Here is a 25,012-nt window from a genome sequence, read left to right as displayed (position 1 = left end):
TCTACTCCGGCAGGAGCAGATCGAACCGGGCGAAGAGGCCTCACTCAATAAACCCCGACCGGCAACGGTCAGGGCGATCCCGCCATGAGATCGAAACCCGCGCATGCCGTGCGGAGTGGCGTCGGGGAGTCTGCAGCCCGCGAAAGCGAGAGCGCCTAATGCAGACCGTCGGGAAAGAGCGCGTGGCGAACGCCCACCCCCCAATTTGACCCAGAGAGCTTCGGCTTTCTGGGTCTTTTTGCGTCTGGATCACGCGAGGGCCCCTTTTCCGCGCCCGACATGCGAAGTCTGCCCGCCCCGCAGGCGGAAGTCATCGCGGTTTCCTCCCCCCCTGCCGAACCGACCGACCGGTTTTCGGCGATTGATAATTCAACGGCCCAGGATGGTGATTTATCGGCCCCACCATCGTTGTCCGCCGTATCGAAGCGCGGCATGCCTGCTTTTCAGAGAGGCTCATAAGGTAAATCACGGTCCGTCGGTAGGTAGTTTTTCCTATTGGCGCTGTCGATGCAACTGACTTGCTAGCTGTAGTCTGCTCGTTCAACCGGTTACACCGCGAGTCGGGCGTAATTTTGCCACTCCCATGCCACTGCTAAAACCGTTGTTCGCCGCCATTGTCGCGGGCATTTTGGGCATGTTGGTCAATATGTTCAGGCCCACGGTTTTGATTAATATCGAGATCGTTTTCGGGGGAATTTTTCCGCTTTTGATCGCGTATCGGTTTGGCAGTTTTTGGGCTCTGATCTCGGGCGTTCTGACGTTTGCCCTCACCCCCCTTTACTGGAGCCATTTCGTCGGGTGGTTGTGTTATGGACTCGAAGGAGCGGTGGTGGGCTATCTCATTCATCGGCGTGACCTGCGGCTGTTGAATGCATCGGCGCTCTATTGGCTGTGCGTGGGCGGGCCGATTGCCGGCGTTTATTTCCTCTTTTTCTCCTACGCCAGTTTTCCGGCCAACTACATCGCGTTGGTGAAGTATATCGGCAATGGATTGGTGGTCGCTCTGATTGCGCAGGAGATCGCGAATCGGCGGCTGCTGCGGGGCTGGCTCCATCGACCCGAGCAGGCCCACGTCAAACCGCCTCTGCACAAACTGTTGGTCAACCGTTTCAGTTTCATCGCGGTCATGCCGGTGATCGTAATCAGTGCGGTGTCGTTTACGATTTTCGATCGCTACGTTTCGATCAACACCCGGGAGGGTCTGGAACGAGACGCCACTGAAGTCAGCTCGCGGATTTCTCGCGAAATCGAAGCGCAGCGCGCCGGTTTGAGCCAACTGGTTGCCGGTTGGTCGGACAAAACAGAGCCGACGGCGGAGGAGGTCGCGCAACTGATCGCCCTTCGCCGGGAATGGCCAGGGGTCACCCGCATCTCTCTCGTGGATCAAATGGGACAGGTGATCGCGGTGGATCAATCCGCGCCTCCCGCCGCGGGTCGACCGGGGAGCACCACCGTTTATGCTTTGCCGCTGCCGCCGGCTGCGGAGGTGTCGTCGCCCATCGCGATTATGGAGCTGTCCACCGAGCGTTTGGGGGATCTGGCGAAACGGGATGGCCGTAACACCGATCGGGCGATCATGGTCCTGGATCAGGCCCACCGCATGTTGGTCATACCGCCCCGTCTGTTAGCCGTCCCGCCAGAGAATTTATTGAACGAGGTGTTTCGGGGGGCGGTGGAAATGCAGCACCGCAGTTTCACGCATGATCGGTGGCGGCCTGAAACCTCGCGGGCGGAACGCTTTCGCGCCGCCGCGAGTCGGATCCATGCCACCGGATGGGACGTGGTGGTCGAGGAACCGCTGTGGGCCTCGCAGGCCATCGTGGTGGAGCTGTTCAGCGGCACCCTTTTGGCGGTCATTATCGTCGCCATCTTTATCCACCGACTCAGTCGCCGCACGGCCGCCGACATTACGGCTCCTCTCGACAAATTAGTGGCCTACACATCGACCCTGGCTCGCGGAGAGCCCGCACCGCTTCCACCTGACCTGGCGCAAGCCCCGGCCGAAGAACTCATCCGGATCAGTCGGGATCTCGAGGCGACGGCACAACAACTCAGCAAAGCCAACGTCGAACTGGGCGAAGCGGTCACCGCACGCGAGAAATCCCATCAGGCGCGCGAAGCACTCCTTAACGAACTTGAACAGAAAGTGCAGGAGCGCACCGCCGATCTCAATACCGCCCTCCAGCACGCTGAAACTGCCAACCGCACCAAAGGCGAGTTCATCGCCATGATGAATCATGAGTTGCGGACCCCGCTGAACGTGATTCTGGGCTCCATCGAGCTGATGAATCAGGGGCGCACCGGCCCGTTGTCCGACGGGCAACGGGACAGCCTGCGCACCATGAGCGAAAGCGGCACGCATCTGCTGACCTTGATCGATGAGGTTTTGGACTTCTCGCAGACCGAGGCGAAGACGTTGAGCCTGCGCCCGACGGCAATCGATCCGCGCAATGTGTTGGAATTTCTGATACGCCTCTTGCAGGACTCGGCCGCCGCCAAAAACATCACCCTGCAGACCACCTTCGAACATCGCGCCAAGGTGATCTATGCGGATGCTAAGCGGTTGAAGCAGATCGTGCTTAACCTGCTGAGCAATGCCGTAAAGTTCACCCCATCGGGAGGTGTGGTCACGCTCGAAACGGCCGAGTTTCCCGCCCGCAACGTATTTCGTATCGTTGTTCGTGATACGGGCATTGGCATCGCTCCGCAGGAATACACCCGCGTGTTTCAGCCTTTCCATCAATGCGACCGCACATTGAGTCGCGACTTCGAGGGCGCCGGACTCGGCCTGACGTTGGTGAAGCGGCTGACCGAACTCCACGGCGGCACCGTGGGGTTGCGCAGTGCCGTGGGCGAAGGCAGCGAGTTTACCGTCGAGCTGCCGCTGACGCGCGTCCCGGTCATATCGAGCTCCCGGGCTCCGCATCAGCCGTTTCGCCCGAAGCCCGAGGCACCCTCTTCGCCGTTGCAGGTCAATTGCCTGAAAAGCAATCCGACCGTTTTGATTGTGGAGGACAACCCCACCAATGCGGAACTGATCAAAGCCAACTTGGAGTATCTGGGGGCTCACGTGCGGTGGGCCGAAAACGGCCGGGACGGCGTCGATCAGGCGATCGACCACCGCCCGGAACTGATCCTCATGGACGTGCAAATGCCGGTCATGGACGGGATTGCCGCGACGCGCGCGCTCCGCGCCGACGAGCGGACGTCGCATATTCCCATCGTCATGGTGACGGCACTGTCGGATGAACTCACCCGCGAGACGTGTGAGCGAGCGGGCGCCAATAATTTTCTCCCGAAGCCGTTTACGTTGCAGAGCTTTTATGAAGCGATCAGGCCCTTCTTGAAGACGTCGCCCTAGCCAGTCGTGGCGGCCGCTCAATCTGTCCGTGTCACCAACCAACTTAAACCCTTCCCCCGTAGTCCTGATCGTGGATGACAGCGCCCGTTCGCGTGCGTTGCTGCGTGCATTGTTGCTGCCGGAAGGCTACCAATTGCTCGAAGCCACGACCGGCCTGGAAGCGCTGGCGGTGGCGCAGGCGGACACCCCGGATGTAATTTTACTCGATGTGATGATGCCCGGAATCGACGGCTTCGAGACCTGTCGGCGTGTTCGCCAGCACGAGACCTTGCGGGAGGTGCCCATTGTGCTGCTGACGGCCTTGAACGATCGCGAATCGAGGTTGGCCGGTTTGAGCGCCGGTGCGGATGACTTTCTCTCGAAGCCGATCGATACCACGGAGTTGAAAATCCGCCTCAAGACCATCACCCGCATCAATCGCTTCCGTTCGCTCTACGAAGAGCGCGCCCGGTTTGAGCAGGCCATCAACCACGCGCCGGACGGATTGGTGGTCACCAATGCCGCCGGTAATATTATCATCGTGAATCGCGCCGCGCAGGAAATGCTCAGCGAAGACGCGCCGCTTTCGGGAAACTTTCATGGGTGGTTGACTCCTGCCGCCAGCGCCGAACTCGAGGCCTCACTCGATGCCGTCCAACGCAGGCATTCCCGTCCCTTGACGACGGAATTGGTCTACGCCCGGCGCTTTCCGAATCAGGTCGAAATCACGGCCGCCCGACTGCCCGGCAACTCGCTCATTTTTAGTCTTCGCGACATCACCGAACGCCGTGAACTCGAACAACAACTCATCAGTATTCAACGTTTGGATGTGCTGGGATTGCTGGCGGGAGGCATCGCGCACGATCTGAACAATATTCTCTGCGCGGTCGAAGGCACGGCGTCACTGCTGCTCCTGCAAGCAGCGGGCAAGGAGAGGCAGCAACTTGAGACGATCCAATCCCACAGTCAGCGCGGGGCGGAGATGCTGTCCCAATTGCTAAGCTTTTCCCGGGGATCAGATGCGGACATCAGCGCAGTCGACATCGGCGAAGCCGCCAAAGAGGTCGCTCAAATCGCCGCCAAAACGTTTCCGTCGGATGTGGAGGTGCGGTTCGAGTCCCCGCTCTTGACGACGCCCCCGCTCATCACCGCCAACGCCGGTCAGCTTCACCAGATTTTCATGAATCTGTGTGTTAACGCCCGAGACGCCATGCCCTCGGGAGGTCAAATCATCATCGCCGTCGGCGAAGAAACCGAATCGTCCCGGGACGTGGCCGCCGACCCCGCGCGTCCGGAGACGGGTGATTACGTCACCGTATCGATCCGTGACACTGGCACCGGCATAGCCCCGGAAGTCAGAGCGCGCATCTTTGAGCCTTTCTTTTCCACCAAATCCCGCCGCGCCGGCACCGGGCTCGGTCTCGCCATGGTAACGCGACTGGTAAACCTGCATCACGGTTTCCTGAGCCTGCAATCGACCCCCGGGGAAGGCTCCACCTTCACGTGCCATTTCCCTCGCAGCCAGCCCTTAAATCCCGGGGATTTGCCCCGCCTTCCGACTTGCTAACGCCTGCCGCGCCCTGCACGTTGATCCTTTTCGCGCTAAACTAAGCCGTCCCCGGACATGAACCAGAACATCCGCAACATCGCCATTATTGCCCACGTCGACCATGGGAAGACCACCCTCGTCGACACCTTGCTCAAGCAGGGCGGCGCCTTTCGCGCCAACCAACAGGTCGACGACCGGGCCATGGACTCCATGGACCTTGAACGTGAGAAAGGTATCACGATCAAGGCCAAGAACACGTCCGTGCACTGGGCGGACAAGATCATCAACATCGTCGACACCCCCGGTCACGCGGACTTCGGCGGCGAGGTGGAGCGCGCGCTGCGGATGGTCGACGGCGTATTGCTCCTGGTCGACGCCTACGACGGCCCCCAGGCCCAGACGCGTTTCGTGCTGCGCAAAGCTTTGGGCCACGGCCTCAAGGTCATCATCGTGCTCAACAAGATTGACCGCGAGAACGCCGACCCGAAGGAGATGTATGAGAAGGTGCTCGAGCTCCTGCTCGAACTCAACGCGACCGAGGAACAGTTCGATGCCCCCGTCGTTTTCGGTTCCGGACGCGACGGCTACATGATGCGCAAACTCGACGACGAGAAAAAGGATCTCACGCCGTTGTTCGAGGTCATCCTCGAGCACGTGCCGCCGCCCTTCGCCCGCCCCAACCAACCCTTCCACATGTTGGTCTCCAACATCGATTGGAGCGACTACGTCGGCCGTATCGCCGTCGGCAAGATTCTCGGTGGCGAGGTCAAGATCGGCGACAACGTGCACATCATTCGCAACCGCGACGGCAAACGCGCCCGCGGTAAGATCACCAAGGTGCTCGAGTTCTCGGGTCTCGGCACGGTCGAGACGAGCAACGCCGTCGCCGGCAACATTGTGGGTCTCTCGGGTTTCGAGGACATCGACATCGGCGACACCCTGACCGCCGATCCGGACGGTCATGCCCTGCCCTTCACCGATATCGACCCGCCCACGCTGGAGATGCAGCTGGCGGTCAACGACGGTCCGCTCGTCGGCAAGGAAGGCAAGTTCGTCACCTCCCGTCAGCTCCGGGAACGTCTCTATAAGGAGGTCAAAACCAACATCTCGATTTTCGTCGAAGATGCCGCCGCCGGTGGTGCTTTCAACGTCAAGGCCCGTGGCGCCATGCAAATCGCGGTGCTCGTTGAAACGATGCGCCGCGAGGGCTTCGAGCTCCTCGTTTCCCGTCCGACCGTCATCACCAAGGAAGTCGATGGGGCGATTCAGGAGCCCTACGAAACGGTTTGGATCGAAGTGCCCGATGATTGTGTCGGCGCCATCATGCAGAACCTCGCCAACCGCAAGGGTCAGCTCACCAACATGGAAAAGCTCAACGCGACCACCATGATCGAAGCCACCATCACCACCCGGGGCTTGATCGGCATGGAGGTCGACCTCGTCAATGCCACCAGCGGCCACGGTGTCATGTCCCATTTGTTCAAGGAATACGGCCCGTGGGCCGGCGATCTCAGCACCCGTATCACCGGCACGTTGATCGCCACCGAAGCCGGCGTGACGACCGCTTACGCGCTTGAGACCATTCAGGAGCGGGGCAAACTCTTCGTCGGTGCCGGCGAGGATGTTTACGAGGGCATGATCATCGGTGAAAACCCGCGCGACGAAGGCATCCCGGTCAACGCCGTGAAGGCCAAGCAGCTGACGAATTTCCGTTCGCAAGGTGACGGCAAGGGCATCCAATTGACCCCCGCCATCAAGATGTCGCTCGAGCGCTGTATCGAATACATCGCTCCGGACGAATACGTCGAAGTGACGCCGTCCACGCTGCGCCTGCGAAAGAAAATTCTCAACAGCAACGAACGCCGCAAGGCGGAACGAGCGGGTAAATCGGGCGCCTGACCCCCGGTCGACTCCCGGCACCTCGTCTCGTCGGTATCGACATGGGAGACGAGGTGTCCCAACTTGCCGTAGAACCTAATCCGCGCTGCAGTCGATATGGATCGCGAGACGATAATCTACCTCACCAACATCATTATTTGCGCCATTATCGCGGTGCTGATGACCGATGCTTGGCGCCGGGGAGAACATCGCGGATCGCTGCTCTATTGGATGATTGCCGCGTGGGTGATGCTCGTCGCCGATATCCTCTTCGCATCCCGTCCCATTCTACCGGGAGCCGTGGATCGAATTTTACCCACGTTGCTCGTTACCGTGGGCCAAGCCATCCTGCTGGTGGGCGCTCGTATTCATGCCGAAATGACGGTGCCGCGTCGGCTCACCGCGATCCTGGTCATGGTGCATGCGGTGGCCTTGGTCGCATTTTACTTCGCCGATTCCGACTCCGTTTGGCGGCGGGTCGTCAATGGTATCATTTGGGCGACGCTCGCGTTTCTCTCCTACCGTGCCCTGCGCAACTCCGCTCCGGTCTTCTGGCGTTCCTACACGGCGCCGGCGACGGTGTTTGCGGCCCATGCGGTATTTCACCTCTTCCGGATCAGTTTTGCCTCCTTCCCGGCCGCTCAGGGCAATGGCTCCCTGGCCGTGGCGGTCGATATCATGGGGGACTTGGAAGTGAGCTTCTTCATGGTCGCGCTCTTCGTGGGCTTGCTCATTTCGAACCTGCAACAGCGCAACGAACAACTCAGCCAAGCCCTCGCCGAGGTTAAAACCCTCTCCGGCCTGCTCCCGATTTGTGCGTGGTGCAAAAAGGTGAGAGACGACGACGGTTACTGGCAGCAGGTCGACGAGTATTTCCGGACCCGCAGCGAGATCCGCTTCAGCCACGGCATGTGCGCCGATTGCGCGGACGACTTCAAAAAAGACACCGCCGAGATTTAGGGAGTGTCCGAGGTCGACGCTACGCGTTGAAATTCCACGTAGTAGCGACGGCCGAACTCGCGTAGCGAAGCGGTGTTAAAGTGAATGCCGTCCGGCTTTGCCGTCAGCCCCTCGGCCGAGACGAAACCCACCCTCGCCTGTTCACGAGCCACCGCCCGAATCGAGCGATCGATCGTCAGGTTCGGCTCGCCCCAGGGCTTGCCCTCGAACCGCCCTATTTGACCCAGAATTATTGGCACGTTCCCCACAGTCAAATCGGTGTGAAATCGTTGAATCAAATCCACCAAGGCCGATTGATATGCCGGAGCCAGTGCGGGATGACTGTCGCTTTCCCCTTGGTGCCACAAGACGCCTTTGAGCGTGCCGTGCTTTCGCGCGATGGACAGGCGCCCGACCGCGTCATCCCACGGATGACTGTCCGTGGCTTCAAAATAGATTCCCGGCTGCCAGGCCGACACCGGTGAGCCTCCGCAAGCAGTGGGAATAAAGCCGATGACCGTGCCCGGATGGTCGCGCAGATAGGCTTCGGCAAACGAGCGCGCCAACCCCGCCGCGGCGAATGACTTGTCGTAGTGATAAGGCTCGATCGCGGGCTCCCACTCTCCGGTGGCGTCGAGCACGAAGACATTCGCCAACGCCTCATTGTCGGTCGGATCAATTTCACCTCGGCCTGCCATATTCGACTGGCCGGCCAATAAAAAGAGATGCATGTCCGCCGGCGCGGTATCGCCCGCGGTCGCAAGTGAGGCGGCGGTCAAGGTGAGAGCAAGGGTCAGCAGCGTTTTCATCGAATTTCGTAAACTTCGATGAGAGCCCGGCCCGTGCCGCCGTCGGCCCCGACGACTTGAACCGTATAGGACGCGCCTTCTGCGTTCACCACTGCGAGTAAAGCGGCGTCTTTGCTTCCGGCAGTTAAGGCAAACGCTCCGACTTCGCTGGCTACACCCGCCAAACTGCCGTCCCAGTTGTCGTTGGTGGCGACCACGGTGCTCCCCTGGAAAACAGTGATTTTGGGGTCGACCAAGGTGTTGGGCACCCCGAGTTCCGCCAAAGTCGGGCCGACCCCGCGGATCAACAGCCGGGCTTGGCCCGAACCGCCGACCACAAAGCCCGCAGTCAGCACATTATCGCCGCTGCTGGTGAAGTTGAGGGCCGAGACATTGGACAAGCGCGGACCGGTCGAACTTGCGGCCGTGTCGTAAACTTCACTGAGCACCACACCCGCGGCATCACCGCTGATTTCGACGGTATTGGGCCCGGAAACGGCCGCGATCAAGGCGGTGTCCTTGCTGCCGGGATCCATCGTGAAAGCGCCGAGACCGTCCGCGGTCGCGGACACGGTGGCGGCATCCCAATCGTTGTTGGTTGCGATCACCGTTTCGCCCTGACGGATCTCCAATTGCGGGTCGGGCATAAAGTTGGTGATACCAAAACTCGCCAACGCCGGTCCGGCGACCCGGGTTAAAACGCTCTTGCTGCCGCCATCGACGACAAAACCAAGGCTCAGCGTCTGATCGGCGTCGAGAGGGGCGCGCACGGAAAGATTACTCAGGAAACTCGCGGAGGTATCAATCGGCTCGGCATCGAATTCCACGGTCAGATTTCCATCCGCCGTGATGTCGCGAATGTATTCCTTGGTCTCGCCCAAATAGCTGACCGTGATCCGGTGCTTTCCTTTGAAAACCGTGCCGGTATAGCGGCCGGTGCTGCCGGAAAGACCGCCAATATCGGTCCACCACGTGCCTTTGACCCGATCGATCCACGCCTGTCCACTGGGTTTGACCACCCAATTGTCCGGATCGGAATCATCGAAGAGGATGGAGTTGTCCCGCCAGTGGATCGAATCCCGCATGCCCCAGATCGTGACGCCATCCACCGCCGGATGCTCAAAGGAAGCATCCAGCACATTGGCCGTGACTTCGGCTTGTTGCGCGGGTGTGGCCGACGTCCAACCCTGCGTATTGATATCGAGCTCGGTGACTTCCAGCCGCAGGCCGGGCAACCCTTCCGGGTGGTTGGCCGTGGGGGCCATGGGAGCGGAAAGAATACTGAACCGACGCAGCGCTTGGGCTTTCGTGGTCAGACGGTCCATGTGAGCTTGCAGTCCGATGCCGTCCACCGGGCCGCCGGCGTCGCGCACCGCATCGACGAAGGTTTTGTAGGCGATCACGTCGCTGTCGTTTTCCTGCCAAAAATTCAGAATATTGTATTCATTGATGAACAGCACCGCCTCGGGGTCGGCGGCCTTGGCGGCCTTGAACCACTCCGCCACCTCCGCGGCCTCATCCGCCAGCCCCCCCGACGGCACGGCTTTTTCGATGATGAATTCGCGCTCATGAAAGTGCTCGTTGTAGAGATCGAAATTATCGACGCCGGCATCTTTGAACAGCGTATGGTAATCGGTAACATGGTTGCGGATACGGGTCTGCACCGCCGCCGGATCGGTCATTGCCCGCAAGTCGGCCGGCAATTGGTATTGCGCGCCCCACACCGTGACGTGTCCGCGCAGTCGCATGTCGTCGCCGCTGCCGAAGGCATTGAGCGCGTGAACATCATTGATGGTGCTCAACGTGGCCGCATCCGACCGACCTTCGATGTAACTCCACTTCATGTAGTTTCCGAACGTGACCGAGTTGAAGTAGTTTTGCAGGGCGTCGATTCCCTTTACGTCGTATTCCGACTGACCGGCGTAGAGCTCCCCGAAGACGATGGCGGTGCCAAATCGGAAGGCCGGATTCATCATTTCCACCCGCACCGTGGCCCCCGCCAGCGGCGTGCCGCCCGGGTTTTGGACCTGCACGGTATACGCGCTCTGTCGATGTTCCAGTTGAGCCACCGCCGGGGCGGCGGCAGCCAGGGTTAATAGAGCGGCAACGATGCAGCGTTGAAATGGGGACATGGCGAAACGAACGAGGTTGAGGGGGGTTCCCAAGGCAACGCGCTCCCCTCGAAACTTCAAACCGCTGAGCAAGTCTAATTCTTGTGCAGACCAAAACGCACGGTGCGCGTTGCCTTGGCGGATCGTCGGCGTCAGCGTTACGATCATGCGCTACTTCGGGACCTGTTTTCTAACCCTGTGCTGTGTTGCTCTCGGCGCGTCCGCCGCGCCGTTCTCCAGCAAGTTGCTTAAAGACGATGCGTTCTGGGGCGACGGTAACGCAGAGGTCGTGGTGTTCGACGCCAAGGAAAAACGGTATGGCACGCTGCGCGAAACCGAGATTCGTCACATCCTCGTGCGAGAAGATTTTGCCGCCGATCATCAGGTCAAGGCCGACGATTGGCGCGCCACCGGAGCCTATCCGGTCATTAAACTCAATCAGGTCATCACCGTGCCCACCGGCAGTTACCGTTACGATCAGGGCCACTCGTCGTTCTGGCGGCAACGCGACGGTGCATTGATTAAATTTGCCTCCACCACCAACGACTCCTGCGGCTTGAGCTACAAGCAGGGCAATTTGACCCGCAACGGCTGGCGGTATCGGGCTTTCACCTACTGGGAAGGGATGAGCGAAGTGGACAAAACCGCTCGCGCTCCGTCGGGGGGACTTCTCTACGACGAACTCCCGTTTCGCCTGCGCCAAATCGATTTCGGCAAGGTGACACTTTTTGAGGCTCCTCTGATGGAATCGGTGATCGATTCCAAGGCCGACCAGCTGCGGTGGGCCCCCGCCGCATTCGCCGTGGAGCGGACGCCTCGCGGCTGGCGGGTGACCGTCACCCATGAGCGCGGCACCGACCGACTCACCTTTGATCGCGAATACCCCCACGTGATGGTCGGCTGGCAACGCTGGGACGGCAGCTCTTTGCAGCGCCGGCACGCCATCCGCATCCCTTATTGGCAACTCAACCAACCCGGCGACGAGCGCTACCTCCAGCCGGGCGCCACGTATCCGTGATGCCGTGCAAGCGTGGAGTGGTGCTCGTTCCCATGCCGGCGTCTCCCTACGCGGGCGTTCCTAGTAGAGGCTCGTAGAAGCCTTCCCGCTTATAAAGAATCACGACGTCCTGCACGCCCCACGCTTGTTCCAAATAGGCTCGCATGATGACGTTGGGATAACGTTGCAGCACGCGCGTGAGATATTCGGGCGATACCAAAGAAAGGCCATATTGTTGGTCAGGATCCTCAAAATACGGCTCAAATGCCGTGCCGGTATTACTGAAATTATGGAGTAAAGTCTCGATGTCCGCGTTGTCGGAAAACTCGTGTTCCCCCCGAGCCAACAGACTGGAAAAAAACCGGCCTTGAACGGAAAACATGATCACGCCGCAATCGCTCGTCCACCGGATGAGGCAGTCCAGCGCCGCCAACCATGCTGCGGTATTCAGGTGGGTTAACAAAGACCCGCACCAAACAAAATCGAACTGATCGCGAAACGGCAGCGACGTCAGATCCCTTTCGGAATATACCGCCTGAGCACCGAATTGTTGCGCGCAGAAATCAACGCCATCGCGGTCGAGATCACACCCCGTGATCGTCGCATAGTCATACTGCGCCCGCAGCCACCGCATGACCCGTCCATGGCCACAGGGAAGATCGAGAATGTTTTGAAAATGAGGTTTGTCGCAGAGTCGGCCGGCAAACATGGCCAAATCCAAAGCGCGACGTCCGATTTCAAAATACGCCTCCTCCTCCCCTGGACTCACCATATCGTCGCGCTTCGACACGGCCAGGTTCGGAGTCAAATGGCTGAGGTCATGGAGTGGATTCATGGAACGGTTTTCGGAGGACTTCGGTCGGGCGGATTCAAAGGTTTAACTCGTAGATTTCGACCAGCACTTCCCCTTCGTCGCCCGCCTCGGCTTGAATCGTCAGACTGTAACTCCCGGGCGGTAATTCGGCTGAGGCCACAAACTCTTGTTCAGGGTTATCCAGTTTAAACGCTCCCGCCTTTTGCTCCCACTCGCGAATCCGTGGGTCAGTGGTTTGCAGCAGGCCCTGACAACTTACATTGCGTCGGGACAGCGTCACTACCGGCCGCATTAATGGTCGGCTGATATCGAATTTCTTTAATGACGGTCCAATCACCCGCAGAAGGTATCGCTTTTTCCGCACCGGTCCCACGGCTTTCGCCACGACAAATCCCTTGGTCAGGCCTTTGCCTTCGGATACATACGCCCGTGCGGAGTGATCGAGCATCGGATAACCGGGGTAGACCGCGAGCAACAGAGACTGCGACCGCCGCTGCCGAGACTTTTCAGTAATAATAGCGTAGTAAATATCGGTGTCAGCCGGCGACAGTTCCGCCAAGTGCAACACGGGCTGATCCTGCCCCTGCAGCGGAGTTCCGTTTTGCATCCATTGGATCGTAACATCAGCGGTATCGATCTCGGTGAGCTCCACCACGGCGTGTCCCCGCGTCGATTCTATTTCACAACGCACCAGCGGAGCCGATTCGTCCGAACTCAGTTCGACCCGCGGATCGGAGCCGTATTTTTGCATGCGTCGCAAGAGTGCTGCCGGCGGAGGAACGGGATGAACGGATTGAGACTCCATCAGGGCGGGAGAAGTAGAGCGATTTTGTGGCAGGGGCGAGTTTAGTTGCTCAGCGACCGAATCACCCGGGACTCACCTCGAGTATCAGTGCTCGTTGTTCGCGCCGGCCAGGGATTCGTGGGTCGAGACTTCCTTTTCGATCGCGGCGGCCTGCACCAAACCGTGCGCACTGGATTTACCGGTGAGCTTCATCACGATGCGATCCATGATGATGTAGATCACGGGGATCACAAAGAGCGTCAAAAAGGTCGCGATGGTCAGCCCCCCCACGATCGCCATGCCCATGGGGTTGCGCGTTTCGGCGCCGGGCCCGGTCGCCAACGCCAAGGGTAATGCGCCGAGGATGGTGGAAATCGCGGTCATCAGGATCGGCCGAAAACGGAGCGTGGCCGCCTCGTAGGCCGCTTGCGCCGCATCCCGTCCTTCAATGCGAAGCTGGTTGGCGAACTCGACAATCAGAATACCGTTCTTGGCCACCAGTCCGATCAACATGATCAATCCAAAGCGGGAGAAAATGTTATCGGTCATGGGCGCGCCCCAATAGCGCGAAAGGTAGAGAATTCCCACCCCCCCGGTCAGCGCGAGCACCACCCCGCTGAAGATGGTGATCGGGTGAATCCACGACTCGAACTGGGCCGCCAGAATCAGAAAAGTGAATACGAGGGCGAGCCCGAACAGCAACAGGGCATCGGACGAGCTCTCCACGTATTCCCGGGTTTCTCCATCCCACGTGTAGTTGTAGTTCTCCGGCAGGACACCAGCCGCCAATCGCTCCAACTCGGCCACTCCGTCGCCTTGGGTGTAACCTTCGTTCAACTGGGCTTGAATCGAGATCGAACGCTGCCGATCAAGATGAGGATATGCCTCCGGCACGATTTCCTCCGTGTAGTCGACCAGGTTGCTCAGTTGCACCAGAGCTCCCGTGGTTGATCGCAGATAGATTTTGCCCAACTCCGAGGGGGCCGTGCGGTCTTTGTCCTCCACCTGGATCAGGACGTCATACTCATCCGCGCCCCGGCGAAACCGCGTGACGCGTCGACCGCCGAAGAGCGACTCCAGGGTCGTTGCGACGTCGACCACCGGCACATTCATATCCGCGGCCCGGGCCCGATCGACGCGGACATTGAGCTGCGGTTTGTTGGGCTCGGGCGAAATTCGCGGCCGGTTCAAGACGTCACTGCCGCGTAGCTGCGCCGACATCGCGGCCGCCAGTTCCTGCAGCTTGTCGAATTCCGGGCCGACCAACACCATCTCCACGCCCCCGGATGTGCTGCGCCGCCCGCCGAGCGGACGCACGGGCGCCGCGATGATCATGCCGCCGGGATTCTGGCCAAACTCTGATCTCAACCCCGCAATGACTTGCTGGGTGGTGCGCTCGCGTTCCTCCCACGGTTTGAGCATGATGAACATGAAGCCCCGACTCGCCCCGCCTCCACCGAACCCGGTGAGGCGGAACATTCGCGCCACCTCGGGGGTGTTGAGGAGAACCGCTTCCGAATCGGCCGCATAGCTCTCCGCGTAGGCGGGAGTCGAGCCCAGGGGGAAATTCATGATGACGCGAAAAATTCCGCGATCTTCGTTGGGCGTGAGTTCGCGTTGCAAATTCGCATAAAACCAAGGTCCGGTGGCGGCGAACAGGGCGATGCCAATGAGGAGTATGACTTTGTGACGCAGCGCTTTCGTCAGCATCCGCGCGAAGACTTCGTTCAACCAGCGGAAGCCGGGCTCCGTGAGGCGGTAAAACAGCCCGTGCGCCATTTTCCCATCCGACGCCTTGCGACCGACGAGCAGCCGGGAACACAACATGGGCGTGAGCGTCAGCGCGATGAGACTCGAGACCGAAACCGCCACGGCCAGCGTGATGCCGAACTCAAAAAACAACCGTCCCGTGCGGCCCGACTGAAACGCCACCGGCACGAAAACGGCGATCAAGGTCAACGTGGTCGAAATCACCGCAAACGCCATTTGCCGGGCCCCGAAGATCGAGGCATGAATCGGGGCCTCCCCTTGTTCGATGCGGCGGTAGATATTCTCCAGCATCACGATGGCATCATCGACCACCAGGCCCACCGCCAAAACGAGCGCGAGCATGGTCAGCAGATTCAAACTGAAGCCCATCGCTTGGATCACGGCGAACGAGCCAACGATCGACACCGGAATCGCCACGAGCGGGATCACTGTCGCGCGCCAATCGCGCAGGAAAACGAAAATCGTCAGCACCACCAGCACGCCTGCGATGTAGAGCGTGAGATACACCTCGTCGACCGATCGCTGCACGAACACGCTCGTATCGTAGGCGACTTCGAGATTCACGTCCTCGGGCAGATTCTTCCGGATCTCGGGCAGTAGTGCCTTCACCTCGCCGGCGAGTTGCAACAGATTGGCCTGAGTTTGTTTGTTGACGCGAACTCCGACCGTGGTGCGGCCATTGAAATAGCCTTTCACCCGATAGTCGCTGGAACCGAGTTCGACGCGCCCCACGTCGGAAAACTTCACCTGCGAGTCCCCGCGCGCCGCGAGGACGAGGTTTTCGTAGTCCGAAACTTCGTTGAGCCGTCCCTCCAGGCGCATGCCAAATTCCCGTGTTACCGACTCGATGCGTCCGCTGGGAATATCCACGTTTTGCTGGCGAAGGGCGCGCTCGATGTCGCCCACGGTGAGTTGATAAGCGGCCAGTCGATCCGGATCGACCCACAGCCGCATGGCGAAACGCGGCCCCAGCAACTGCACCCGCGATACGCCGGGCACCGTTTGCAACCGTTGCACGACGACGCGCTCCGCAATCTCCGCGAGTTCCAAACGCGAAAAACGGTCCGAGTTCATCGAAATGGTCAGCACGGAATCCGCATCGGAATCCGCTTTCTCGACGTCGGGGGCCTCGACCTCGTCGGGCAACCGATCCTGCACGCGACCGATTTTGTCCCGCACGTCGTTCGCGGCCTCGTTGATGTCACGGCGCAAATCAAATTCCAGGGTCACGCTCCCCCGCCCCGGATTGGAATTTGAGCGCATGATGCGCACGCCGTCGATGGACGATAACTCTTCCTCCAGCGGATCGGTGATCTGGGTTTCAATCACTTCCGCCGCCGCGCCCGGATAGCTCGCGTTGACCGAGACGACCGGGGATTCGATATCCGGATACTCGCGCACCGGCAGGCGTTTGAACGCCATGATTCCGACCAACAAAATCAACACCGCGAGCACGATGCAGACCACCGGCCGTTTGATGGAGACGTCAGAGAGGAGCATGGCGGGGTAGCGCTGGGTTGCGGAAATTAGTTGCCGCCAAAGGCCGCCCGGATGGGACGCGGATCAAGCGGGGCACCGGGAAACAAAATCAATGCGCCGACGCCGGAGGCGACGACTTTGGTGCCTTCGGCCAGCGTGGCACCTTGCGGCATGATCTCGACCAAACCGCTGGTGCGAAGGCCGGTTTTGACAGTGACGAAGGCCGCGACCGGAGCATCACCACTTTCGTCGACCGTGATAATCTGAATGCCACTGGCATTGGTGAGAATCGCGCCTTCCGGCACGGTCAGCACATTGGGTTTGCGTTCCAGAATGAGAGCGATGTTCGCAAACATGCCCGGCCGCAGTCCCGGGGCGGTGTGTTGGAGCAAGGCTTTCACTTCGGACGCCCGCACGGCGCGATCAATCGTCGAACTGACGAAATATACTTCGCCGTCGAGGACTTGGTCGGCCTCGTTGGCCGTCGTCGCCCGGGTGGTCACGCGCACGGACGTGCCGGGGCGCACCTTGGTGAGAAAACGCTCGGGCACTTCAAAGGTGATTTTCAGACGGCTCAGATCATTGATCGTCGTGATCACCGTGGTGGGCGTCACGTAGTCGCCCGGGGAAATATCGCGTGAGCCCACGACACCGTCGAACGGGGCGCGAATCTCTGTCTTTTCCAAACGCAGCCGAATCAGCGACCGCTCCGCCTCGGCCGCGGAGAATTCGGACCGGGCCCGATCTACCTCCGACTGCGGGATGGTGCGGGACTGACTGAGATTTTCGCTCCGCGTCACATTGAGCTGGGCGAGATTGTAGCGGGCCTCGACTTGGGCGGCTTGAGCCCGCAACTCGGCGTCGTCGATCTTGAGCAACAAGTCCCCGGACTTCACTTCCTGGCCCTCGTCGAAGTAGATGCCACGCACGATGCCGCCGATTTCGGTGCGCATCTGAGCGGATTCATTGGCGGCGAGCGAACCCACCAGACTCAGCGTCTCGGCGAGGTCCCGCCGGGAAAGCTCCACAACCTCCACGACTTGCGCTTGGCGGGCATCGGCGCGCCCCGCGCCGGCACCGGTCAGGGGGGCCTTCGCGTCATCCTTGGCGCAACCGGACCCAAGCAGCAGAGCCGCGCCGAAGATGGTGGTGAGTGCTCGTGCGTGAAGGGGCCCCATAATTCGAAGGAGGAAGCTTTAAACCGACGCTAAACGCAAACCGTCCGAACGATTTACGTTAAGATTCGTGCCCGACGGTTAAACGCTGAGTTTTCAGCTGTTCTCGGCGGTGTATCCGTCGGCGTCGAGCAGTCCGTCAAGATCGGCGGCGTCGGCGAGTTTGAGCTTCATGATCCAGCCCTCACCGTAAGGGTCCTGGTTGACGTTTTCGGGCGTGGAATCGAGGGCATCGTTCACGGCCACGACTTCACCGGAAACCGGCGCGTAAAGGTCGGAGGCCGCTTTGACGGACTCGACGACGCCGAACACTTCTCCCACGGCCAACGCGTCGCCGACGTTGGGCAATTGCACGTAGGTGATGTCGCCCAAGCTGTCTTGGGCATAGTCTGAAATCCCCACCGCGACCACACCGTCACCGGCTTCGAAAACCCATTCGTGGGACTTGGCGTATTTACGATCAGCAGGCGTGTTGCTCATGAAGATTTTTTTAGTTCGACGAAGGGTGGTTTGACCAGATGCAAAGTGAATTTGGTGCCACGAATATCCACGCTCAGTTCCTGGTCGGCCGCCGTGGCGGGCACGAGCGCGGATCCGATGGCCTCGCCGAGCAGCGGTGACAGGGTGCCGGAGAGCACGCGACCGATGACCTCGCCGGCGGCGTTGAGCACGTCGGCCCCGGCCCGGACAATGCGTCGATCGCCGGTGCGAAAAAACACCACCCGACGTCGCGACGGGTCGGACTTCTCGGCGGCCAGTGCTTCATCGCCGGTGAAACCGCCTTCTTTTTTGAATTTCACCGTCCAACCGAGTCCGGCCGCAATGGGCGAGAGATCATGCTCCAATTCGTGACCGTAAAGCGGATACCCGGCCTCCAGTCGCAAACTGTCGCGCGCGCCCAATCCCGCCAACTGCAGGCCGTGGGGCTCGCCCGCCGTCATCAACGCCTCAGCCAGCGCCGGAGCATCGGCGGCGGCGTGGTAAAGTTCGAAACCATCTTCGCCGGTGTAACCCGTGCGACTGATCACGCATTGCACGCCCGCCACCGTGCCTTCGAGAAAGTGATAGTAGCGCAGGATACCGAGTTTCGCTCCCGTCAGGCTTTGCAAAATCGTTTCGGCCCGGGGGCCTTGCACCGCGATTAAAGCATAGTCGTCGGAACGATCGGTGATCGTGACGTCAAATCCCTCGGCTTGTTGGCGCATCCAGGCCAGGTCCTTGGCAATGTTGCTCGCATTGATGACGACCAAATAATCCTCTTCTCCCCGGTGGTAGACAAGCAGGTCGTCAACTGCCCCGCCATCGGGCTGACACATGGGCGAATAGAGCACGCGACCCGGGTAAAGCTTGCTGACATCGTTCGTCACGAGTCGGTTGAGAAACGCCAGCGCTCCCGGGCCGGACACGTCGACTTCGCCCATGTGGCTCACATCAAACAACCCCGCCGTGGTGCGCACGGCTTTGTGCTCTTCGATGATGCTCTTATACTGCACCGGCATATCCCAACCGGCGAAGTCAACCATGCGTCCGGCATGGGCGACGTGAAAGGCGTGGAGCGGCGTGCGCTGCAATTCAGACATGCGATCACCAAGGTCGTTCGCCGACCCTCCGGCAAGTCTGTGGTGCAGCCAGCCACGATTTTTGCATCGTCTTCCCCTGCCGGCATCCCGCTAATCTGACCCAACTCATGTTCTGGTTCGCCCTCGCGATCATCCTTACTCTCGGCATTTCATTTGTGTGCTCCCTCATGGAGGCACTCATTCTGAGCACGACCGTGTCCGAGGTGGAGTCGCTGAAAAAATCCCGCCCCAAGGTCGGCCTCCTCCTCGAGCAACTGCGGTCTGCACTCGAAGAGACGATTTCGACGATCCTCACCCTCAACACCATCGCCAATACGCTGGGCTCCATCACGATTGGTGGACTGGCCATCGAGTTGTTCGGGCAAACCGCGTTGGGCATCGTCTCGGCGCTGATGACCTTGGGAATCTTGTTCTTCTCGGAGGTCATCCCAAAGAACTTGGGCGTGGTCTACCGCCGCACACTGCAACCGCACGTGGTCTATCCGCTCTTAATGATGCGCAATGCGCTGCGACCGGTGACGTATTTGTGTAATCTGCTCGTGCGACTCGTCATCACCAGCCCTCCGGAGAAAACCGATTCCGACGAGGAAATCATCCTGCTCGCCGAACGTGGCGCCCAGGACGGATCGCTGACCAAGAGCGAATCCAGCATCATCACCAACGCCCTGTCCCTCGACGCCGTGCGGGTCAGCGAAATCATGACACCGCGCACCGTGATCACCGCGATCAAACGGACGGCCACCGTGGGGGAGATTTTCGACGCGTATCCGAACATCCCCTTCGCGCGTATCCCGGTTTACAACGACAGCTTCGATGACGTCGTCGGCCTGGTGCGGCGTCGCGATTTGCTCAAGGCCGTCGCCAACGATTTGGAAAACGACCTCATCGGCGGGCATATGCACGAGATCCATTTCATTCCCGAAACCGCCACCGCCGCCCAAGCGTTGCAGGAGTTTCTCAAGACCCACCAACAACTGCTCATGGTGGTGGATGAATTTGGCTCCACCGCCGGCGTGATCACGATGGAGGATGTCATGGAATATCTTATCGGCCGCGAAATTTTCGAAAAGGACGACCTCGCCGTCGACATGCGGGAACTCGCCCGGGCTCGCCTCAAGCGCAAGCTGCCCGGCAAACGCACGACTCCTCCCATGATGGTTCCGCCGTCGGCCAATCCCGGGCCTGCCGCCGGATCGACGTCGGAAAAAGTCGCTCCGTTTCCCCCTCCGGAAAAGTAACGTCTCGCGGTCCGATTGATGGAAGACTTCGCCCCCGAAACCACGCACTGGGTCCACGATCTCAGTCCGTTCCTGATCCAATTCACGGATACGATCGGACTGCGTTACTACGGATTGGGTTACCTGCTCGGTTTCGTCCTCGGCGCCTGGATCATCCATCATGCCGCCAAGCTTCGCCGGCTGCAGATGCCTCCGGGCGCGGTGGCCGATTTGATGACGGCGCTCATCATCGGCACGCTGATCGGCGGTCGCCTCGGCTATTTCGTGCTCTACGAGCCTGCGGTCTTTTTCCGCGATCCGCTGCAATTGGTGCAGGTGTGGACCGGCGGGATGGCCTCCCACGGCGGGTTCGCCGGAGTCGCGGGTGCCTTGTGGTGGTTCGCCCGCAAGCACCGCATTCCATTTTGGAATTTGACCGATGCCGTAGTGACGGCGGCTCCGCCCGGACTGTTCCTGGTGCGCATCGCCAACTTCATCAACGGTGAGCTCTGGGGCAAAGTCTCCACCGTCTCCTGGGCGGTGATTTTCCCGGCTAGCGCCGCGCCCGGAACCCCGGTCAACGATATCGCCCCCCGCCATCCTTCCCAGCTCTATGAAGCCGGACTCGAGGGGTTGATGTTGTTTGGCTACATGGCGTGGCGCTACTGGCGCACCACCGCTGCCTTGGTGACGCCTGGTCGCATTACCGGCGAATTTCTCATCGGCTATGCGCTGGCCCGCAGCGTCGCGGAGATGTTCCGCGAACCCGATGCCAGCCTGATCCTCGGATTGTCGCGGGGCACGTTCTATTCGCTGTTTTTCATCATGGTGGGCGTGGCGATCATCCGTTGGAGCGGCAATCGACGCGCTGCGGCCGGAGCCAACTAGGCAATCTCCCCCAAAGCTCCACCCGAGATGAACCCTAGGGTTTAGAAGTGGGCACGGCACCGCCGGTGCTGAATAACTTTTGCCGTGTCGTTATCGCAGAAGATTTTCACCTGTATCGCTCTCGCGGTATTCGCATCTTCTGCCGCCACCGCGAGTCACTCCGCATCCGTCAAACCGGTAAAGTGGGTTCGCGGAATCTACGTGGCCGAGACGCCAGCTCCGAAGTTGATACCGGAGAACATCGTGTGGTCGGTCGCGGAAGCCGCCGCCAAAGCGGTCAAGGGCACGACGTTGCGCGGTAACGGTCAGTCCATGCAGCCCCTTTACCAACCCGGCACCGTGTTGGTGATCGCACCGAGCAAGTTCGACGACCTGAAACGCGGTCAAACGGTCGTGTATTATAACTCGGACAGCCGCCCAGTCGCCCACGTCCTGGTGGCGAAATGTAAAACCGGCTGGCGCGTCGCGGGATTAAACAACCGGGCGCATGACGACGAAGGTGTGACGTCCCGCAATTTGTTCGGTGTCGTGATCGAGGCTTACCAACCGATCAATACCACCGCAGTCGCATCTGCACGATAGCCAGCTACGATACCGCCCCACCCGGCACCCGGAGGTCGCGCTTCGTGCGCAGTGCGGTATCGATGACGATTTCCGCGGCCCGAATCATCCGAGGCAAATCGAACGCGGCACGCGGGAGCGGCACGTGAATGAAACCGCCTCTTACACCCGGACGTCGTCGGAGCAGGCTCATTAAGCCATAGAAAACGTGGTTGCACACATACGTGCCCGCAGTCTGCGAAACCTCCGCGGGAATATCGGCATCGCGCAACGCCTTCGCCATCGCTTTCACCGGCAACGTGGACCAATACGCCGCCGGGCCGCGCTGCAAAATCGGCGTATCCACCGGCTGCTGACCGGCATTGTCGGGGATCCGGGCGTCGTCGATATTAACGGCGATGCGTTCCAGCGAGAACGCGGTCCGATTCCCCGCCAAACCAAAGCAAATCACCAACTCCGGTTGCACCTCGCGCAACGCCCGCGCCAGCATGCGGCGCGACGTCCCGAACTCGACGGGCAAGGTGGCGGACGCGATCACTCGCCCGCGAATCGTCTGCCCCTGCAGCGCCGCCACCAAATCCGCTGACGGATTGGTTTTCGCTCCGCCGAAAGGCTCGAATCCCGTGACCAAAACGGATCGTTTCATGATGTGTTCTCCCATCGCGACGTGAACGGTCGAATCGACACCCCCGCGTCGGCCAGCGCTCGATTCAATTTCCGCGCAAAGGACACCGCGGCGGGCTGGTCGCCGTGCAAACAAACCGAGTCGGCCTGCAGGTCGACCCAGGTTCCCGTCCGACTGCGCACCCGGCCTTCACTCACCATGGCTAAAACCTGTGTAACCGCTGCGCCTTCGTCGGTGATCATCGCGCCCGGTTCGCCACGCGTAATCAGGCGTCCCGCCTCGTCATAACCGCGGTCGGCGAACACCTCTCGGGCCACCGATAAACCCGCCGCCAGTCCCGCCGCGATCAAGCAGCTGCCGGCCAGACCCAATAGCCAAAGATCGGCATCGAACTGCCGCACCGCCCGGACCACGGCATCGGCCACGGCGCGATCCCGGGCGGCCATATTGTAGAGCGCTCCGTGAGGTTTCACATAACTGAACTCACCCTGCGCCGCCAGGGCCTCAAGTTGACTGGTAACAAGATACTCAATACCGGATTCGGAGAGCGAAATTTCCCTCCGCCCGAAATGCTCGCGATCGGCAAATCCCGGATGCGCGCCCACCTGCACGTCCAGTTCCCGGGCCAATTTTATCGTCGCCGCCATCGTGGCGGTATCCCCCGCGTGCGCGCCGCAGGCGATGTTGGCCGAACTCACCCACGGTAGCAGCGTGGGCTCCAATCCGACGCCCTCCCCGACATCGCAGTTCAAATCCACCGACTTCATGATCGCAGCACGAAATGAGAGGCCACGGTGGACTCAAAACGTTTGAAATCGCGTTCCTCTTGCAGTCGCAGGTCCTCCGCTTCCGCCAGGGAGACTTCCGTGAATTGCAGAGCGCTGCCGGGCGGCACTTGCGCCACGACGGGAAGGTCGACGGTGATGACGCCCGCGATGCGCGGGTAGCCGCCCAGCGATTGGCGATCGGCCAACAGCACGATGGGTTGACCGTCCGGCGGCATTTGCACCGTGCCCGCCGCCACCGGTCCGGAAGTCAATTCGGTCGCGGTGTGGGCGCGCACCTGCGGGCCGTCCAAGCGCATGCCCATCCGGTCGGAATGGGCACTCACAACGTAGGTTCCGTCGACCAAACGTTCCCAGTTGCGGGTATCGAAGAGATCCTCCTCCGGGCCGCGCACCACGCGAACCTTGGCGACATCGCCGGTCACGGGACGCGACAAACTGGGCGAGACCATCCATCCCGGTTTGGCGCCCACGACGCGGGTGGCCCCTAACGCGAGGACGTCGCCTTTGCGCAGGGCACGGCCGCGGAAGCCCCCGAATTGCCCGTTCAAATGCGTTGACCGCGACCCCATCACCACCGGCACCTCCACCCCGCCGCTGATGGCTACGATTCCCCGGCATCCCGTAGGCACCTGGGAAAGGTCCAACACCTCGCCGGCATCGACGATAAAGGGGCGGCAGAACGGCACGCCCACCGCGATCGCACCGGTCACCGCCACGAGTCGGCGATCGCGAAAAAACAATTGGGGGCCGCGCAAGGGCCACTCCAGCACCGCCGCATCGGGGGCGTTGCCCACCAAGGCATTGGCCAGTCGCAATGCACGTCGATCGACCGCGCCGCCTTCGGTCACCCCCAGGGACTGAAAACCGGGGCGCCCCCGGTCCTGCACCGTGGTTTGCACGCCCGCGAGCAGCACCTCGATCGCCGCCGGTGACTCGGTCGCTGGGTCCGCCCCGGCGTCTCGTCGGGACAGCGCGGAGGCGTGGCGCTCAAACTCGACCGCCGATATGGCCCGGAACTTCAATTGATCTCCGGCGCGCAGACGGCAGGGGTCGTCGGCCCGCGGATCAAACAAGGGTTCCGGCGTGCGCCCGATGATATTCCAACCACCCGGCGAGGCATGAGGATAAACGCCGGTTTGATTGCCACCGATGCCCACACTGCCGGCGGGCACCGAGGTGCGGGGAGTGGCGCGCCGGGGACACGCTAATTTCGGATCCAAACCCATCAGATACGGAAACCCCGGCGAGAAACCGATCGCCTGCACGGTATAGGTGCCCGCGGCGTGCGCGGCCGCCATGGCAGTGGGGCTAAGTCTCGCTTGCTCGCCCACCAGCGGCAGGTCGGGCCCGTATTTGCCTTCGTAGCAGACGGGCAATTCGACTTCTCGTGCGGCCGGTAACGGCGTGGCGGATTCGGTGGCGAAACAGGACTCGAGGTGCTGATGCACGCGTTTATCCAACTCGGCGTTTTCCGTGGTGGAGCGAAAATGGAGGGCGAGACCGGTGAGGGCTGGAACCACCTCTACCACCTCCGGCCAATTCTCGGCCCGAATTGCCGCCGTCGCCCGTCGCACCCACGCCGCCGCGGCGGGCGCAGCCAGGGGCGGTGCCTCTACGAGTAGCGCGGTGTCTCCCAAGACCTTGATCGTCATGACCGCCCATGATTCGAGGACGTTGCCCCGACACAAGCCTCGGTAATCGGACACTGCGGTTTGCCTGATACTTGACA

The 25,012-nt window shown here is 60.7% G+C and carries 19 protein-coding genes; 8 read left to right on the top strand and 11 right to left on the bottom strand.

The annotated features are described in order from the left end of the window. The first annotated feature begins 583 nt into the window (after positions 1-583). The 4 genes from PXH66_RS07765 (at position 584) to PXH66_RS07750 (ending at position 7,727) form a co-directional block, all read left to right on the top strand. Positions 584-3,361 (top strand): ATP-binding protein, encoded by a 2,778-nt coding sequence (locus tag PXH66_RS07765; protein ID WP_330928907.1) that lies wholly within the window; start codon positions 584-586, stop codon positions 3,359-3,361. Between the two features lie 28 nt (positions 3,362-3,389). Continuing rightward, positions 3,390-4,907 (top strand): ATP-binding response regulator, encoded by a 1,518-nt coding sequence (locus tag PXH66_RS07760; RefSeq protein ID WP_330932305.1) that lies wholly within the window; start codon positions 3,390-3,392, stop codon positions 4,905-4,907. A 57-nt stretch (positions 4,908-4,964) separates the two neighbouring features. Next, entirely contained in the window at positions 4,965-6,788 is a 1,824-nt protein-coding gene (typA, locus tag PXH66_RS07755) for a translational GTPase TypA (protein WP_330928905.1), read from the top strand. Between the two features lie 96 nt (positions 6,789-6,884). Beyond that, positions 6,885-7,727 (top strand): hypothetical protein, encoded by an 843-nt coding sequence (locus PXH66_RS07750; RefSeq protein ID WP_330928904.1) that lies wholly within the window; start codon positions 6,885-6,887, stop codon positions 7,725-7,727. On the opposite strand, the gene PXH66_RS07745 is transcribed toward PXH66_RS07750, so the two are convergent. Both PXH66_RS07745 and PXH66_RS07740 read right to left on the bottom strand, forming a co-directional pair. After that, positions 7,724-8,515, bottom strand: a complete 792-nt coding sequence (locus PXH66_RS07745) for a sialate O-acetylesterase (RefSeq protein ID WP_330928903.1) — start codon at positions 8,513-8,515, stop codon at positions 7,724-7,726. The two genes, PXH66_RS07750 and PXH66_RS07745, sit on opposite strands and share 4 nt — an antisense overlap. Next, the gene (locus PXH66_RS07740) at positions 8,512-10,626 is read right to left on the bottom strand and encodes an endo-1,4-beta-xylanase (RefSeq protein WP_330928902.1); all 2,115 of its coding nucleotides are present in this window, start codon (positions 10,624-10,626) and stop codon (positions 8,512-8,514) included. Before PXH66_RS07740 ends, PXH66_RS07745 begins: the two co-directional genes overlap by 4 nt. Positions 10,627-10,771: 145 nt before the next feature. Here PXH66_RS07740 and PXH66_RS07735 point away from each other — a divergent pair, with 145 nt between their 5' ends. Continuing rightward, positions 10,772-11,623, top strand: coding sequence for a hypothetical protein (locus tag PXH66_RS07735; RefSeq protein ID WP_330928901.1), 852 nt, complete (start codon positions 10,772-10,774; stop codon positions 11,621-11,623). Between the two features lie 46 nt (positions 11,624-11,669). Here PXH66_RS07735 and PXH66_RS07730 read toward each other — a convergent pair whose 3' ends face one another. From PXH66_RS07730 to gcvT, 6 genes are all read right to left on the bottom strand, one after another. Next, complete coding sequence (locus PXH66_RS07730; protein ID WP_330928900.1) at positions 11,670-12,437, bottom strand: class I SAM-dependent methyltransferase; 768 nt, start codon at positions 12,435-12,437, stop codon at positions 11,670-11,672. Between the two features lie 34 nt (positions 12,438-12,471). Further along, positions 12,472-13,221, bottom strand: coding sequence for an immunoglobulin domain-containing protein (locus PXH66_RS07725; RefSeq protein WP_330928899.1), 750 nt, complete (start codon positions 13,219-13,221; stop codon positions 12,472-12,474). An 84-nt stretch (positions 13,222-13,305) separates the two neighbouring features. Continuing rightward, the gene (locus PXH66_RS07720) at positions 13,306-16,470 is read right to left on the bottom strand and encodes an efflux RND transporter permease subunit (protein ID WP_330928898.1); all 3,165 of its coding nucleotides are present in this window, start codon (positions 16,468-16,470) and stop codon (positions 13,306-13,308) included. A 26-nt stretch (positions 16,471-16,496) separates the two neighbouring features. Further along, positions 16,497-17,627, bottom strand: a complete 1,131-nt coding sequence (locus PXH66_RS07715) for an efflux RND transporter periplasmic adaptor subunit (protein ID WP_330928897.1) — start codon at positions 17,625-17,627, stop codon at positions 16,497-16,499. A 93-nt stretch (positions 17,628-17,720) separates the two neighbouring features. Beyond that, positions 17,721-18,104, bottom strand: coding sequence for a glycine cleavage system protein GcvH (gcvH, locus tag PXH66_RS07710; RefSeq protein ID WP_330928896.1), 384 nt, complete (start codon positions 18,102-18,104; stop codon positions 17,721-17,723). Further along, positions 18,101-19,204 carry a glycine cleavage system aminomethyltransferase GcvT gene (gcvT, locus tag PXH66_RS07705; RefSeq protein WP_330928895.1) on the bottom strand — a complete coding sequence of 368 codons (1,104 nt, stop codon included), beginning with the start codon at positions 19,202-19,204 and terminating at the stop codon, positions 18,101-18,103. Before gcvT ends, gcvH begins: the two co-directional genes overlap by 4 nt. Before the next feature lie 107 nt (positions 19,205-19,311). Between gcvT and PXH66_RS07700 the strand changes: the two genes are divergently transcribed. The 3 genes from PXH66_RS07700 (at position 19,312) to PXH66_RS07690 (ending at position 21,891) form a co-directional block, all read left to right on the top strand. Continuing rightward, positions 19,312-20,442 (top strand): hemolysin family protein, encoded by a 1,131-nt coding sequence (locus tag PXH66_RS07700; protein ID WP_330928894.1) that lies wholly within the window; start codon positions 19,312-19,314, stop codon positions 20,440-20,442. A gap of 18 nt (positions 20,443-20,460) precedes the next feature. After that, positions 20,461-21,309, top strand: coding sequence for a prolipoprotein diacylglyceryl transferase (gene lgt, locus PXH66_RS07695; protein WP_330928893.1), 849 nt, complete (start codon positions 20,461-20,463; stop codon positions 21,307-21,309). 84 nt (positions 21,310-21,393) lie between these two features. Beyond that, entirely contained in the window at positions 21,394-21,891 is a 498-nt protein-coding gene (locus PXH66_RS07690) for a S24/S26 family peptidase (protein WP_330928892.1), read from the top strand. Positions 21,892-21,895: 4 nt separating this feature from the next. Here PXH66_RS07690 and pcp read toward each other — a convergent pair whose 3' ends face one another. The 3 genes from pcp to pxpB are packed head-to-tail and all read right to left on the bottom strand — an operon-like array spanning position 21,896 to position 24,935. After that, positions 21,896-22,516 (bottom strand): pyroglutamyl-peptidase I, encoded by a 621-nt coding sequence (gene pcp / locus PXH66_RS07685; RefSeq protein WP_330928891.1) that lies wholly within the window; start codon positions 22,514-22,516, stop codon positions 21,896-21,898. After that, a complete protein-coding gene (locus tag PXH66_RS07680) occupies positions 22,513-23,262 on the bottom strand; it encodes a LamB/YcsF family protein (RefSeq protein WP_330928890.1) in 750 nt (249 codons plus the stop codon). The genes pcp and PXH66_RS07680 overlap by 4 nt, the downstream gene beginning before the upstream one ends. Beyond that, the gene (pxpB, locus tag PXH66_RS07675; protein ID WP_330932304.1) at positions 23,259-24,935 is read right to left on the bottom strand and encodes a 5-oxoprolinase subunit PxpB; all 1,677 of its coding nucleotides are present in this window, start codon (positions 24,933-24,935) and stop codon (positions 23,259-23,261) included. Before pxpB ends, PXH66_RS07680 begins: the two co-directional genes overlap by 4 nt. Positions 24,936-25,012: the final 77 nt, after the last annotated feature.

Source organism: Synoicihabitans lomoniglobus, from assembly GCF_029023725.1.
In the GTDB taxonomy this organism is placed as follows: domain Bacteria; phylum Verrucomicrobiota; class Verrucomicrobiia; order Opitutales; family Opitutaceae; genus Actomonas; species Actomonas lomonigloba.
This window is presented reverse-complemented; position numbering and strand designations above follow the sequence as displayed.

Bases quoted from the DNA above. Each gene is read 5' to 3' on its own strand.
- PXH66_RS07730 (WP_330928900.1), bottom strand. From the start codon at position 12,437: ATGAATCCACTCCATGACCTCAGCCATTTGACTCCGAACCTGGCCGTG.
- PXH66_RS07720 (WP_330928898.1), bottom strand. From the start codon at position 16,470: ATGCTCCTCTCTGACGTCTCCATCAAACGGCCGGTGGTCTGCATCGTG.
- PXH66_RS07765 (WP_330928907.1), top strand. From the start codon at position 584: ATGCCACTGCTAAAACCGTTGTTCGCCGCCATTGTCGCGGGCATTTTG.
- PXH66_RS07680 (WP_330928890.1), bottom strand. From the start codon at position 23,262: ATGAAGTCGGTGGATTTGAACTGCGATGTCGGGGAGGGCGTCGGATTG.
- PXH66_RS07740 (WP_330928902.1), bottom strand. From the start codon at position 10,626: ATGTCCCCATTTCAACGCTGCATCGTTGCCGCTCTATTAACCCTGGCT.
- pcp (WP_330928891.1), bottom strand. From the start codon at position 22,516: ATGAAACGATCCGTTTTGGTCACGGGATTCGAGCCTTTCGGCGGAGCG.
- PXH66_RS07750 (WP_330928904.1), top strand. From the start codon at position 6,885: ATGGATCGCGAGACGATAATCTACCTCACCAACATCATTATTTGCGCC.
- lgt (WP_330928893.1), top strand. From the start codon at position 20,461: ATGGAAGACTTCGCCCCCGAAACCACGCACTGGGTCCACGATCTCAGT.
- PXH66_RS07715 (WP_330928897.1), bottom strand. From the start codon at position 17,627: ATGGGGCCCCTTCACGCACGAGCACTCACCACCATCTTCGGCGCGGCT.
- PXH66_RS07725 (WP_330928899.1), bottom strand. From the start codon at position 13,221: ATGGAGTCTCAATCCGTTCATCCCGTTCCTCCGCCGGCAGCACTCTTG.
- PXH66_RS07735 (WP_330928901.1), top strand. From the start codon at position 10,772: ATGCGCTACTTCGGGACCTGTTTTCTAACCCTGTGCTGTGTTGCTCTC.
- gcvH (WP_330928896.1), bottom strand. From the start codon at position 18,104: ATGAGCAACACGCCTGCTGATCGTAAATACGCCAAGTCCCACGAATGG.
- PXH66_RS07700 (WP_330928894.1), top strand. From the start codon at position 19,312: ATGTTCTGGTTCGCCCTCGCGATCATCCTTACTCTCGGCATTTCATTT.
- PXH66_RS07745 (WP_330928903.1), bottom strand. From the start codon at position 8,515: ATGAAAACGCTGCTGACCCTTGCTCTCACCTTGACCGCCGCCTCACTT.
- pxpB (WP_330932304.1), bottom strand. From the start codon at position 24,935: ATGACGATCAAGGTCTTGGGAGACACCGCGCTACTCGTAGAGGCACCG.
- typA (WP_330928905.1), top strand. From the start codon at position 4,965: ATGAACCAGAACATCCGCAACATCGCCATTATTGCCCACGTCGACCAT.
- gcvT (WP_330928895.1), bottom strand. From the start codon at position 19,204: ATGTCTGAATTGCAGCGCACGCCGCTCCACGCCTTTCACGTCGCCCAT.